Here is a 13,134-nt window from a genome sequence, read left to right as displayed (position 1 = left end):
CGGGTTGACCTCCACAATCCCGATAACGGGGATGAGGCGACAATCAGCAAAAATATCGGTGAGCTATGCTGACGCCGGGAGTTCGAAGCCTCAGCGTGACAAACGCGATGACTGATGTAAGCCATCCATGTGAAGTCCTCGCTGACTTATACGCACCCTCCGCTACCAGCCCCCGTGCGTTGCCCCATTGATGACGGGCCATTCTTATCAGGTGGTAGAGCAAGAGGTGCCCCTAGAAGGTGGAAACGCGACCGACGGTGTTGTTTGGATTGGCTCGACCAGCCGCAAGCAGTGGACTGCGAACACCCCGGCTCCGACCTGGTCTGTGGAGCTTGCCTGTGGAACTTGGTTGTTGGGTGGGCAGCGGTGGCCTTCGCTAATAGCTTCCAGCCGCTATGGCTCCGCCGTCCGCGACGTCTCCATCCGTCAGGTCTAGAGTAGAGCCAGTGAGCAAACCATCGAAACCAGGAGACTTCAGTCTGTGGTCCATTGCCCTTCCGGCATTTGGGCCATCACTGCTTTTTGGTATTGGCGAAGGGGCTATTCTGCCCATCATCCCGCTCAGTGCGCGCACCATGGGCTCGTCCCTGGCGGGGGCGGCTCTCATTGTGGCGTTGATTGGGATCGGTTCCCTGGTCAGTAATATTCCGGCCTCGATGATCACAGCTAAGTTTGGTGAACGGCTCAGCATGGTTGGCGCTGCCATCCTGAGCCTGTGCGCGCTCCTGCTCTGCGTTTTCGCCACCGAACTCTGGCCCTTTGCCGCAGGGATTCTCCTGATTGGCGCTGCCTCGGCAGTGTTCAACCTAGCGCGCCAAAGTTACCTCACCGAAGCTGTTCCGCCACTCTTGCGGGCCCGGGCCATGTCGACGCTTGGTGGGGTGGGCAGGATTGGTTTGTTCGCCGGACCGTTCATTGGTGCCTTGGTGATTCACCTGGTGGGGCTCAGTGGCGCCTACTGGGTGGCCGCTGTGGCCGTGGCTGGTGCAGGAGCCCTGGCTCTGTGGCTACCTGATCTTGTCAGCGACCAAGGTGAGCGCAGTGACGGGCCAGCCCCCACCCTGCGTTCCTTGGTTTCGGCGCATAAAGAAATCTTCCTCAGTGTTGGGCTTGGGATCCTCTTCGTCAGTGCAGTGCGCTCTTCCCGGCAGGTTGTAGTGCCGTTGTGGGCAGAGAACTTGGGTCTGAGCCCTGCTGCCACCTCCCTGATCTATGGCATGTCCGGTGCCATCGACATGCTTGTCTTTTATCCAGCCGGCAAGGTCATGGATAAAAAGGGGCGCATAGCGGTAGCCGTGCCGTCCATGGTGTTGATGGGCGTCTCGCTGCTGCTGATGCCGCTAACCACAGGAGCGCTCACTCTGCTGCTGGTAGCCATGCTGATCGGGTTTGGAAACGGCATTGGATCGGGCCTGGTCATGACCTTGGGAGCTGACTACGCACCACGGAACGGGCGGGCCCAGTTTCTGGGCGTATGGCGGTTCATCTCTGACATTGGTGGCTCAAGCGGACCAGCGATCCTTGCGGGCCTAACGGCTGTGGTGAGTTTATCTTTTGGCATTGCGGCCACCGGATTGTTGGGGCTGGTAGCGGCTGCCGTACTGGGGTATTCGGTACCCCGGCACAAACCCATCCAGCGCTAGTTCGGGAATCCAGACTGTTAGGCGAGCAGCCGAACTAACGCCGTGAACGGCGTCGAACAGCCAATGTCAGCAGCAATATGCCAGCAAAAGTGAGGCCGTAGCCAACAACAACTATTTGGCCAAGTCCAATAAGGAAATAGCTGGTGGTACTAACCGCATCGGGCCCGGAAACCGAACGTAAGATCAGGGCCGTTGCCACTCCCGCCAACAGGGCCAACAGCCCGGCCAAAACAGTCCACCACCGTGCCGATGCCCAGTGCATATCCGAGCCCAACCAGACATTCCACTTCGGGCCTGTACGCATAACAACCAGCGCCGCCAGGGCGGTCCAGAACGCCACAATGAAGAAAGCCGCCAAGACATCTGATGGTCGGTGCCATTGATTGATGAGCGTGGAAATTCCCACCACAAGGGCGTAACTGCCGCCCACAAAGCCTGCGGCAGGGCGCCAGCGTGGGGAAACCACCAGGAACACGGCGGCTGCGGCGCTGGCGGCCAGGGTAGTGTGCCCGGACGGCAACGAATTCAGGGCCAGAGTGTTCACGCCGAGATTGGGTCGGTCCGGTAGCCCAGCCTTGATCACCTGGGTGGAGAGATTAGCAGCGGCCATGGCGACAATAGCGAAACCAGCCGCTTTCCACCTGCGTCGGGCAAGGGTGACGAATAAGACCACAAGCGCGGCGATGACCAGGGACGTCACGGGAAGTGAGTCAAGGACTTGGGCAGTCTGTATACCAATGCGTTGGCGGGCCGCCTCGGCCTCAACCAGGGCTGACTCGTCAATGAACTGTCCGGAGGTGGTGGTGATGAAAAATCTGTAACTAAGAGCCATCCCAACCAAGCTAATGAACGCCGCCGAGAAGAATGGCCAGGCGGCAATGCGTGAGGCGGCACGGCTGTGCGGGCCTGAACGGTGAGGGGCGGCATGGTTCTTCATCCCGCCTAGCTTCCCACAGATTCATGGGAGCTTGCTGTGGTTGGGGCTACAGTGAAGAGATGCTTCCACTCCCACCGCTTGAGCAGGTTCTTGCCGACGCCCATGTAGTCTCCCTGCCCATGAAGGTGAAGTTTCGAGGTGTGCAGACCCGCGAAGTGATGGTCTTTAAAGGTCCCGCGGGATGGGCGGAATTTGGGCCTTTCCTTGAGTACGACGACGCAGAGTCCGCCCGGTGGCTAGCCGCAGCTTTGGAAGCTGGCTGGCTGGGGTACCCCGAGCCAGCGCGCAGCTGGATTCCGCTGAACGCTACCGTTCCAGCAGTTACTCCTGAGAGAATTCCGGCGGTACTTTCGGCATTTGATGGTCTGCACACTGTGAAGATCAAGGTGGCCGAGGCTGGAGAGTCGCTGGCGCAGGATGCTGCCAGAGTGGGGGCAGTACGGAATTTGCTGCCAGAGGCCCGGATCAGAGTGGATGCCAATGGCGGATGGTTGGTGCCGCAGGCAGTGGCAGCGTTGCGCATGCTTTCAGTGTTTGGGCTTGAATACGCCGAACAGCCCGTTGCCACGATTCCGGAAATGGCTGCTGTACGTGCGGCGCTTGGTGGCTCGGTTTTGATTGCAGCGGATGAAAGCGTGCGCAAAGTTACTGACCCCCTGGCTGTTGCCCGCGCCGGAGCCGCAGATCTACTCGTGATTAAAGCAGCCCCCCTGGGAGGCGTCCGACGGGCGTTGGCAATCGTTGCCGAAGCCGGTTTGCCCGCTGTGGTGAGCTCGGCGCTGGATTCTTCTGTGGGCATCCGAACCGGATTAGCACTTGCGGCCGCGTTGCCACAGTTACCCTACGCCTGCGGGCTGGGCACAGTATCTTTGATGGAAGCAGATGTGGCAGTGCCAAGCCTGGTAGCGGTTGACGGCGGAATTGAGCTGCGCGAGGTTGTTGCTGATCCGCAGCTGCTTACCCGGTTTGCCGCACCGGCGCAGCGGCGTGCCTGGTGGCATGAACGTTTGAGCCGCTGCCATGCCCTGCTGGGTCCTGAACTGTTCTAACGCCCGGGGCATCGCCTAGCGCGCGTATGGGCATCCGGCGCTCTGTGTGACTAGAGTAGTGGCGTGACTTTACTTAGCTCCATGGATGCTGCCCGCCACGTTGTAGACGCCTTGGTCCGTGCGGAAGTTGCTCACGTGGTGGTGGCGCCAGGATCCCGCAGTGCACCTCTTGCCTATGCCCTTGCTGAAGCGCAGGCAGATGACCGGCTCAAAACATATGTACGAATTGACGAACGAGTTGCCGGGTTTACGGCCCTAGGCCTGGCACTGGGGGCGAAGGCTCCCGTGGCGGTTGTGACAACGTCGGGAACGGCTGTAGGCAACCTACTGCCTGCGGTCATGGAGGCTAACCACAGCGGAACACCCATCGTTGTGCTCTGCGCGGACCGACCCGAAGAATTGCGGGGCACCGGAGCCAACCAAACAACACAGCAGCTGGACATCTTTGGCGATCACGTTCGTTTTGCCACGGATGTTCCAGCCGGTCTGGATCCCTCCAGCGCCATCTCAACAGCCCTAAGTGCTGCCCGCGGACGGTTAGAAGGTATTCCCTCCGGTCCCGTTCAGGTGAACCTCGCCTTTCGGGACCCGCTGACACCGGCACTGGACGGTTCGGAATGGGAACGGCTGCTGCCTGTGGTGAAGGCGGGAGATGGCCTTGGTCCTGAGCCCAGAAAGGCCATAAGCAGCCCGGTGGCAAGCAGTCCAGTGGTAAGCCTGCCCGTAACGAGCTTGCCGGTAACGAGCTTGCCGGCAACGAGCCACAGAACAGTGGTGGTGGCCGGGCACGGGGCAGGTGCGGAAGCGGAATACTTTGCCCGAATGTTGTCTCTACCGCTGCTCGCGGAACCGTCTTCCAATGCTCGGTTTGGACCCAACGCGGTTGGCCCATACCGGCTGCTCATTGAGGCCTTTGGCCCTGATAGCACTCATCCGATTGAGCGGGTGGTACTTTTTGGTCGGCCAACACTATCGCGGCAAATCAATGCGTTGCTGGCCCGCACCGACCTGGAACGGGCACTATTTATTCCCAAGCCTGTTCCCTGGTTCGAGGCTGGGCGGCGCACGGAACTGATGTTGACTCAATGGGATCAACTCGTTGGCTTCGCCGGGCAGGGCCCGGACGGCTGGCTCCAAGTGTGGCAGGAAGCGGCCGCTCTTGGCGAGAAGCAATTAGATGCGCTCTTCAATGATGCACCCCCCAATGCCAAGGAACTTACGGGCCCGGCGGTGGCGCGCGCAGTGTGGGCCAAGGCCCAGCAAGAGCCCAGTAGCAACCTCATGCTGGGTTCCTCAAACCCTGTCCGCGACGTTGACCTGGCGGGTAAACCCACCAGGGTAAACAACGTCACTGTGTTCGCCAACCGGGGTCTGGCAGGTATTGACGGCACCCTCGCCACAGCAACCGGGGTAGCCCTGGCTACGGGCCGGCCAACACGGGTGTTGATAGGGGATCTGACCTTTTTGCATGACGTAGGAGCTATGAATACAGGTCCCACCGAAGAAATTCCGCACCTGCAAGCCGTAGTCCTCAATGATGGTGGCGGAGGCATTTTCTCAGTCTTGGAGCACGGAACACTAGCGCAGGCACCCAACTACGCGGCCGCCGTCGAACGCTTCTTTGGCACCCCGCACACAGTAGAACTGGGTGTTTTGGCGCAAGCTTACGGATGGGCTCATACGTTGGTGCGCACTCCCGCGGAGCTGGGGCAGGCTCTGGCCGCACCTGTGCAGGGGCGCAGCCTCATTGAGGTATCGGCCAGCCGGGCAGGATTGCAAGAGTTCCACGCACGTATCGCCGCAGCCTTGGCTGATTCACAGTAACAAAATTCACAGAAACAAAATTCACAGTAGCAAAATTCACAGCAGCAAAGGGCCCAAAAAAAGCTGGCCCGCAGCAGTGCACTGCTGCGGGCCAGCTTTATCTGCGGTTAGAGGACGCGGCTAAGGAATTCCTTGGTGCGTTCGTGCTGCGGATTGGCGATGATATCCCGAGGGTTACCGGTTTCAACCACCACGCCAGCATCCATGAACGTGAGGGTGTCTCCAACCTCGCGGGCAAAACCAATCTCGTGAGTAACCACAATCATTGTCATGCCTGACTTGGCCAGATTCTTCATGACTTCAAGGACATCACCGACCAGCTCGGGGTCCAGTGCTGATGTGGGCTCATCAAAGAGCATCAGTTCCGGTTCCATAGCCAGTGCCCGGGCAATGGCAACACGTTGCTGCTGGCCGCCAGAGAGCTGGGAGGGGTAGAAGTTGGCACGGTCAGACAAACCCACCATTTCCAACAGTTCCTGTGCCTTCAACTTCGCAGTCGCCTTTGACTGACGTTTGACCTGAGTAGGGGCCTCGATCACGTTTTGCAGCGCAGTTTTGTGCGGGAACAAATTGAAGCGCTGAAAAACCATACCGATTTCCGTGCGCTGAGTTGCGATCTGTTTAGTGTTTAGATCGTGCAGCTTCCCATTGACCTCGCGGTAACCGATCAGCTCGTTATGGACGTAGATCCGCCCGGCGCTGATTGTTTCCAGCAGGTTGATGCACCGTAGAAGCGTAGATTTCCCTGAACCAGAGGGCCCAATGATCACTGAAACTTCTCCGGGCTTGACTGTCATGTCGATGCCCTGAAGCACATGATGATCGCCGAAGAATTTATGCACACCCTGAATTTCCACCAGCGGCTTTACGCCGGCAGGGCTCACCTTATCCGTTGAGGTGGTCTTGGTCATTGCTTGCCACCTTCCGTGGTTCCGCCAATAGTTTTCTCTGGAGTTGCGTGGGCTGAGGCTGCGGCGGCAGTTGCCTTCACCGGTGCTTTCATCACATTGTCAATCCCCTTGCCGAAATGCCGTTCAACGTAGAACTGGCCCACCATGAGAACCGATGTGATCAACAGGTACCAGAATGCGGCAACCATGAGCAATGGGATAGGCAGGAACGTTCGGCTCGCGAGCGCATTGGTAACAAATGTCAGGTCCAAAGTGAATGGGACTGCCAGCACCAGCGAGGTCGTCTTAAGCATGCCGATTGTTTCATTGCCCGTGGGGGGAATGATGACTCTCATGGCCTGAGGCAAGATGATCCGCCACATGACCTTGGACCGGCGCATACCCAATGCTTCGGCCGCCTCCATCTGCCCGTTGTCAACAGATTTAAGCCCCGCCCGGAAAATTTCAGCCAGGTAAGCGGACTCGTTCAAACCCAAACCAACGATCGCACCAACGGTGGCGGTGATAACCGTTGAGGTGTCCCAGGAGAACAACTCAGGCCCGAACGGTACCCCAAGAATGATCTTGGGATAAAGCACCCCCACTGAACCCCAAAACAACAGCTGGGTATATACGGGGGTGCCACGAAAGAACCAAACCCATACCCAGGCCACATACCTGAACAAAGGATTCTCAGATTGCCGCATGAAGGCCAGCAAAATGGCCAGCACAATGGCGATCGCCATGGAGCTGACAGTTAAAACGAGTGTCCAGCCCACGCCTTGGATAACAAGGACATCAAAGAGATACGTCCTAAAAGTTTCCCAATAGAACTTTTCGTTGGTGGTCATTGACTGGATGACCATAACGAGCACCAGCAAAATAAATGCTGCGCCTACCCAGCGCCACGGGTGCCGAACCGGAACTGCATCAATGCGTTCCAGGTCGGCTCCCGGGCCCGGTGTCGACCCACGGGAGAGTAGTCGGCTCAACTGCTAGCCCGCCGTCGGATTTAGGACTGCTTTCTTCAAAGCGCCATCCTGGTTGTTCCACGTGGTTAGGATCTTGGTGTAATTGCCATCATCAATCAACTTGTTCATGACCTTTTCAATCACTCCGGCAAAGACCAGATCGTCCTTGGCAACGGCAATGCCCTGCTCAGCTGAATCGTAAGCCTCGCCCAATGTTTCCAACTGGCCATTAGTTTTTGCCAGTGCGTTATTGATGATGGGAGTATCGGCGCTCATGGCGTCAATGGCGCCACCGACCAGGCGGGTGGTGACATCGGTCTGATTTTTCAGCGATACGATCTCAATGGCAGGCTTGCCATCGGCAACACATTTGGCGGAGCGATCCTTCACATCAGGATCTTCTTCAACAGTTCCTGTCTGAACACCCACCTTCTTCCCGCAGAGGTCATCCATGCTGATGCCCTTGGGGTTGCCCTTTTCAACGGCCCACAGCACTCCGGCGTTGAAGTAGCTGACAAAGTTCACCGCTTTTGAACGCTCAGGGTTAATGGTGAAAGAAGAGATACCCAGATCGTAGGCGCTACCAATTTTGGGAATGATGGAGGAAAAATCTGCGGTCTGTACCTCTGCCTTCATGCCAAGCGTTGCAGCGATGGCCTTGGCGATGTCCACGTCGTAGCCGATAGGGGTCTGGCCGTCCTTATCCAAGAACTCCGCGGGCTCATAGGAAGTATCCGCGCCAACGTTGAGGGTGGTTTTGCCCTTCATTGAGGCGGGCAGCATGGCGATCAAGGCCTCGTCCTTGGCTACCGTGGTGGGGTCAAAGGTGGCGACCTGCGAAGGGCCTCCGCTGCTTTCCGTGCCGCCGTCCTGAGATGCGGTGGTACAGCCTGTCAGCGCCAATGCTGCGACGGCCGCAACTGCGGCCAGGCGAACAGTCAGCTTTGTAGAGATTTGCATTTTTGTCCCTTTTTGTCTTGAAGTATTGCGTACATGGATCACTGCGTAGGTTGAATATAGTGTAACGCTGAGTGATTTGCATCACGGTGAACAATATTTCACCATTGAACAACTTATTGGCGCAGCTTGCAAGGCACGGTTGGTTGGCACGGTGCAAACTCCGCAGACACGGAATCGGCCTAAGGGTGGTTTGGCAGACCCAGGGCCTGCAGCATGGGCCTCAATTTTGCCCATGTCTCTGCCAGTTCGGCAGCCGGGTCGGACGCCTGAACAATGCCCGCGCCGGCGTAGAGCCGCACGTTGTGGGCATCCTCCAGTACTGCCCCGCGCAGGGCGATTCCCCACTCGCCATTACCGGCACCGTCAAGCCATCCCACGGGACCGGCATAGGGTCCACGGTCCATCTTTTCCAGCTCTAGGATGAGCTCTCCAGCATCCTCACGAGGCGTCCCGCATACCGCTGCTGTGGGGTGGAGGGCCGCTACTAGCGCCAACGAACTGGGCAGATGACCATTTGAGCTAGCGAGTTCGGCGGTGACATCTGAGGCCAGATGCCACACATTGGGGAGCTCCAGGATGAACGGTTCTGGTGGGAAAGAAAGGTCAGTTGCGAAAGGCGCCAACTGTCTGGTGAGGGATCGAACAGCGAAGTCATGTTCCTGGCGCTGCTTGGCAGAGCCGCCTAAGACAGCATCCGCAAAACCGGAGGAACCGGCGGGTTCATCCTCACGATCCAGGGTTCCAGCCAATACTCGGGCCTGGGCCATTGAGCCCTCCACCTTGATCAAAATTTCGGGTGTGGCGCCTACTAGACCGCGGACACCATAGGTCCAACATTCATCGTAAAGATCCACCAATCGTTGCAGAATTGAAACTCTCTGCAGGGGTTCAGGGAACGTTGCAACAACATCTCGGGCCAAAACGACCTTTTCAAGCCCACCGCCGGCAATCGCCTGCACACCGGCACTTACTGATTGCATCCATTGTTCCTCGGTGAGCGCTCCGGAACGCACGGTGCCCGCGGAGACTTCAGACGGCATGGAACACTCCTCGGAAGCGGCGCTTGAAAGGGGGCTGGAAATGCTCGGTGAGAGGGCCCCCGCAGCTGTTTCGCGGAAAAGATCCAAAGCCGACTCCGCGGTGGGAACCGTGCCATCAATGCTTAGCTGGGTGAGCCACGCGGCCCCATCGGCGAAACCAACCACGAGGGCCGGAACAATCAGCACCGAGTTAAAAGTGCTCTTTTTGGAGAAGGCAAAGGAGCCGAAAGCCATGGGACCGGTGCCCGGCATGCGCACAGAATCTTCAATCCGGGCCTCGCCTAGCAACTCCCGCCACCATGACTCTGCGTCAGCAAACCGTTCGGGGCCACGAGCGCTAAACGTAGTGATCTCGCCAAAGCCCAGCAGTCCTTGGCCGCGGCGAAGCCAGCACATGGGGTCGTCGGTGGAGGCGGCGCCTAAAAGGTGCGCGGGACCACTCACACCTAGCTCAGCCAGCGTGGCTGGATCCAGGGCCAGAGTCAGAGTGCGCAGCGAAGTAGTGCCCAAGGAAGCAGTCATGATGTCTCCAGATTACTCGCCTCGGTGCCGAACGCTGGAGAAGCTGCCGTGTGATGGCCCACAGCCAAAGGCCGCTGATGCACAAATCCAGCCAAAGTTTGAGAGACTATGAGGGTGAACCGTGCATCTTTGGAGAAGCGTCCGGAAGAAATGGCCGCCATGTTTGACGACGTGGCGCCTAAATACGACATCGTCAATGATATTTTGTCCATGGGACAGACCCGGCGGTGGCGTCGCATTGTGGTGGATGCTGTGGGCGCGCTACCCGGTCAGCGGGTGTTAGACCTAGCTGCTGGCACGGGAACTTCAAGTGAGCCTTTTGCTGACGCCGGGGTAGCCGTAGTGGCCTGCGACTTTTCGGTAGGCATGCTCAAAGTTGGTAAGCGTCGCCGCCCAGATATTGACTTTATTGCCGGGGATGCCACCAATCTGCCCTTCGCCGATGACTCTTTTGACGCCTCAACTATCTCGTTTGGGCTGCGCAACGTTGTGGATCCCAAGAAGGCGCTTCGGGAAATGCTGCGCGTGACAAAACCCGGAGGCAAAGTGGTTGTGGCAGAGTTCTCCCACCCCACACTTTCTCTGTTCCGCACTGTTTATACCGAGTATTTGATGCGAGCCCTGCCATCTATCGCCAAAAAGGCTGCCTCTAATCCGGACGCCTATGTTTACCTGGCCGAGTCCATCCGGACCTGGCCCAATCAAGACAAGCTCTCGGCTTGGCTCAGTGAGGCCGGTTGGGAATCGGTTGCCTACCGGAATCTCAGTGGCGGTATTGTGGCCGTGCATCGCGCCGTGAAGCCTCTGCAGAGCTCCGTGCCTGCATTCACCCCTGCCACCAACCCTGCCAACTAAAGGAACCCCCACCCATCGTGAAGGTACTTGTTGTAGGCGCCGGGCCCGCCGGATCCACCGCGGCCTACCACCTGGCTACCGCCGGGATCGAAGTCACAGTGCTGGAAAAGACACGCTTCCCGCGTGAAAAGGTTTGCGGTGATGGACTTACCCCCCGGGCCGTTCGTGAAATGCAGCTTATGGGCCTGCCGCACGACCCCGCCGAAGGCTGGCGCCGCAATAAGGGTCTGCGCTTGATTGCCGGGGGTCGCAGTATTGAAGTTCCGTGGCCCGAGCTCAGCAATTTCCCCAACTACGGCCTCATCCGCACCCGCCTTGGTTTTGATGAGTCACTCGCCGCCCATGCTCGTGCCGCAGGTGCCGTGATCCATGAGGGGCACTCGGTCATGACAGCTTTAAAAGACGACTCCGGAACTGTTGTGGGTGCCAGGGCGTCAGTTTTGGATGAGACTGGGCGGAAGACGGGCCAGACGCGGGACTTCTTTGCCGACGTGGTGCTGGCCGCGGACGGCAACTCCACCCGCACAGCTGTCTCCCTAGGGCATGAAAAACGTGATGACCGGCCCATGGGCGTGGCCTACCGCACTTACTTCACCTCTCCTCGTCACGACGATGACTGGATGGAGGGGTGGCTGGAGCTGAAATCACCAGAGGGAAAAACACTCCCCGGCTACGGTTGGGTCTTTGGGGTGGGCGACGGCACTTCCAACGTGGGCTTAGGTATTTTGAACTCCTCCAAAGAATTTGGAAAATTGGACTACCGTCAAGTGCTGCGCGACTGGACCGCTGGTATGCCCCCCGAATGGGGGTTCACTGCTGAAAACCAAGTGGGTCCCATCCGTGGAGCGGCGCTACCCATGGGTTTCAACAGGACACCGCATTACTCTGACGGTCTCATGCTGCTGGGAGATTCCGGCGGCATGGTTAGCCCGTTCAACGGTGAAGGTATCTCCTACGCCATGGAATCGGCCCGATTCGCGGCCGAATTCATTGTCCGGGCAGCTGGAACAAACTCGGCGCTGGCCGCTAATTATGCGCTCTCGGGCTACAGCGGCTTTGTTCGTGAGCAGTGGGGAAGCCACTTCACCTTGGGCCGGATGTTCGCATCCCTCATTGGCAAACCCGGCATCATGAAGTTGGCGTTGCGCACAGGAATGCCCTTGCCGGTGCTGATGCGCTTTGTGGTGCGCCTGATGGCCAACCTCACCGACAAGGACGAACATGGTTTTGAGGATAGAGTGATTCATTTACTGGAGAAAATGGTTCCCGCTACCGGAAACCAGGACATGTCCGCCACCGCCAAGCAACAATCCCTTCCAATAGTTAGTGTTAAGTAGTGACTACTTCCGCGAACCACAGCTGGGCCCCTGCCGGTCAAGGGCGCCCTGAATCGCACGATCCAAATCCCAGCACCATGGCTATCGCCACGGAGATGCAACTGCCGTCAGGTTTTTCAGCCGTAGCGGGCGATCCAGAACTGGGTCCCTCCATTTCCATGAGCCTGGCCAGAGTGGAAAAGAGGCTGCGGGAAGCGATTGCGCATTCTGACCCGCTTGCTGACGCCACCAGCCGCCACCTAGTTGAGGCCGGCGGCAAACGGATTCGTCCGTTGCTGGTGCTCCTGGCTGCCCATCTTGGCGACCCCAACCGCGCACAGGTGGTGCAGGCCGCCGTCGTGGTTGAACTGACGCACCTTGCCACTTTGTACCACGATGATGTCATGGATTCCGCGCCCTTTAGGCGCGGAGCCCCCACGGCTCACGAGATATGGGGCAATACAGTGGCAATCCTAACCGGGGATCTGCTGTTTGCCCGCGCTTCAATCCTGGTCTCCGAACTTGGTGGAAAAGCACTGGGCATCCAGGCCCGCACTTTTGAACGGCTCTGCCTGGGTCAACTCCATGAAACTGTGGGACCGAGTGAAGACGAAGATCCCATTGAGCACTATCTCTCCGTCATTGCCGATAAGACCGGCTCACTTGTGGCGGCCTCGGGTCAGCTTGGCGCTATCTTTGCGGGGGTTGATGAGGGCATCGAGGAGATTCTGCTTGAGTACGGTGAAAAGGTGGGTGTGGCTTTCCAGCTCGCCGACGACGTTATTGATGTCACAGGGCTAAAGCAGGTTTCAGGGAAGTCCCCCGGGACGGATCTGCGCGAAGGCGTACCAACGCTTCCCGTTCTGTTACTGCGTAAAGCTGCGGCCGCCGGTGACGTAGCTGCTGTGTCCGTGCTGGAGCTAGTGGACGGAGATCTGAGCCGTGATGAGGCTTTGGCCGCTGCCGTGACGGCTCTGCGCGAGCACCCTGTGACAGCGCAATCGTGGGCGGTGGCCCGTGAGTGGTCCGCGGCTGCTATTGCCGCACTTGCGCCACTACCAGAAAGCAGCGTCAAAACAGCACTAGCAACATTTGCCGAAGCCGTGGTGGATCGCGACGTTTAGTTG

General features: G+C 58.5%; 12 protein-coding genes. 7 read left to right on the top strand and 5 right to left on the bottom strand.

Translation table 11 applies throughout. The features are described 5' to 3' along the window. The first annotated feature begins 211 nt into the window (after positions 1–211). On the top strand, positions 212–436 hold the full coding sequence (locus AAFM46_RS14650) for a hypothetical protein (protein WP_283529557.1): 225 nt from the start codon (positions 212–214) through the stop codon (positions 434–436). Positions 437–446: 10 nt separating this feature from the next. Next, positions 447–1,643: an MFS transporter gene (locus AAFM46_RS14645; RefSeq protein ID WP_343318549.1), complete on the top strand. Its 1,197-nt coding sequence runs from the start codon at positions 447–449 to the stop codon at positions 1,641–1,643. A 34-nt stretch (positions 1,644–1,677) separates the two neighbouring features. Here AAFM46_RS14645 and AAFM46_RS14640 read toward each other — a convergent pair whose 3' ends face one another. Then, on the bottom strand, positions 1,678–2,580 hold the full coding sequence (locus AAFM46_RS14640) for a phosphatase PAP2 family protein (RefSeq protein ID WP_343318548.1): 903 nt from the start codon (positions 2,578–2,580) through the stop codon (positions 1,678–1,680). Positions 2,581–2,639: 59 nt separating this feature from the next. Here AAFM46_RS14640 and AAFM46_RS14635 point away from each other — a divergent pair, with 59 nt between their 5' ends. Both AAFM46_RS14635 and menD read left to right on the top strand, forming a co-directional pair. Further along, positions 2,640–3,629, top strand: a complete 990-nt coding sequence (locus AAFM46_RS14635) for an o-succinylbenzoate synthase (RefSeq protein ID WP_343318547.1) — start codon at positions 2,640–2,642, stop codon at positions 3,627–3,629. Between the two features lie 63 nt (positions 3,630–3,692). After that, on the top strand, positions 3,693–5,453 hold the full coding sequence (gene menD, locus AAFM46_RS14630; RefSeq protein ID WP_343318545.1) for a 2-succinyl-5-enolpyruvyl-6-hydroxy-3-cyclohexene-1-carboxylic-acid synthase: 1,761 nt from the start codon (positions 3,693–3,695) through the stop codon (positions 5,451–5,453). A gap of 107 nt (positions 5,454–5,560) precedes the next feature. Here the strand turns inward: menD and AAFM46_RS14625 are convergent, their stop codons facing one another. From AAFM46_RS14625 to AAFM46_RS14610, 4 genes are all read right to left on the bottom strand, one after another. Further along, positions 5,561–6,364, bottom strand: coding sequence for an amino acid ABC transporter ATP-binding protein (locus AAFM46_RS14625; protein WP_283529617.1), 804 nt, complete (start codon positions 6,362–6,364; stop codon positions 5,561–5,563). Further along, the gene (locus AAFM46_RS14620) at positions 6,361–7,335 is read right to left on the bottom strand and encodes an amino acid ABC transporter permease (protein ID WP_283529633.1); all 975 of its coding nucleotides are present in this window, start codon (positions 7,333–7,335) and stop codon (positions 6,361–6,363) included. The genes AAFM46_RS14625 and AAFM46_RS14620 overlap by 4 nt, the downstream gene beginning before the upstream one ends. Before the next feature lie 3 nt (positions 7,336–7,338). Further along, the gene (locus AAFM46_RS14615) at positions 7,339–8,274 is read right to left on the bottom strand and encodes an ABC transporter substrate-binding protein (RefSeq protein ID WP_343318541.1); all 936 of its coding nucleotides are present in this window, start codon (positions 8,272–8,274) and stop codon (positions 7,339–7,341) included. A gap of 179 nt (positions 8,275–8,453) precedes the next feature. Next, positions 8,454–9,836 carry an isochorismate synthase gene (locus AAFM46_RS14610; RefSeq protein WP_343318539.1) on the bottom strand — a complete coding sequence of 461 codons (1,383 nt, stop codon included), beginning with the start codon at positions 9,834–9,836 and terminating at the stop codon, positions 8,454–8,456. A 114-nt stretch (positions 9,837–9,950) separates the two neighbouring features. On the opposite strand from AAFM46_RS14610, the gene AAFM46_RS14605 reads away from it, so the two are divergent. The 3 genes from AAFM46_RS14605 to AAFM46_RS14595 are packed head-to-tail and all read left to right on the top strand — an operon-like array spanning position 9,951 to position 13,131. Continuing rightward, positions 9,951–10,691, top strand: a complete 741-nt coding sequence (locus AAFM46_RS14605; RefSeq protein WP_343318537.1) for a demethylmenaquinone methyltransferase — start codon at positions 9,951–9,953, stop codon at positions 10,689–10,691. 17 nt (positions 10,692–10,708) lie between these two features. Next, positions 10,709–12,028 carry a geranylgeranyl reductase family protein gene (locus AAFM46_RS14600; RefSeq protein ID WP_343318535.1) on the top strand — a complete coding sequence of 440 codons (1,320 nt, stop codon included), beginning with the start codon at positions 10,709–10,711 and terminating at the stop codon, positions 12,026–12,028. Further along, the gene (locus tag AAFM46_RS14595) at positions 12,028–13,131 is read left to right on the top strand and encodes a polyprenyl synthetase family protein (RefSeq protein WP_343318533.1); all 1,104 of its coding nucleotides are present in this window, start codon (positions 12,028–12,030) and stop codon (positions 13,129–13,131) included. The genes AAFM46_RS14600 and AAFM46_RS14595 overlap by 1 nt, the downstream gene beginning before the upstream one ends. The last annotated feature ends 3 nt before the right edge of the window (positions 13,132–13,134 follow it).

It is taken from the genome of Arthrobacter sp. TMP15, from assembly GCF_039529835.1.
Lineage (GTDB): Bacteria > Actinomycetota > Actinomycetes > Actinomycetales > Micrococcaceae > Specibacter.
Note: the sequence above shows the minus strand (reverse complement) of the source record. Positions and strands in the feature narration are given on the sequence as shown.

Coding starts and splice junctions, on each gene's coding strand:
- AAFM46_RS14640 (WP_343318548.1), bottom strand. CDS start 2,580: ATGAAGAACCATGCCGCCCCTCACCGTTCAGGCCCGCACAGCCGTGCC.
- AAFM46_RS14635 (WP_343318547.1), top strand. CDS start 2,640: ATGCTTCCACTCCCACCGCTTGAGCAGGTTCTTGCCGACGCCCATGTA.
- AAFM46_RS14625 (WP_283529617.1), bottom strand. CDS start 6,364: ATGACCAAGACCACCTCAACGGATAAGGTGAGCCCTGCCGGCGTAAAG.
- AAFM46_RS14615 (WP_343318541.1), bottom strand. CDS start 8,274: ATGCAAATCTCTACAAAGCTGACTGTTCGCCTGGCCGCAGTTGCGGCC.
- AAFM46_RS14610 (WP_343318539.1), bottom strand. CDS start 9,836: ATGACTGCTTCCTTGGGCACTACTTCGCTGCGCACTCTGACTCTGGCC.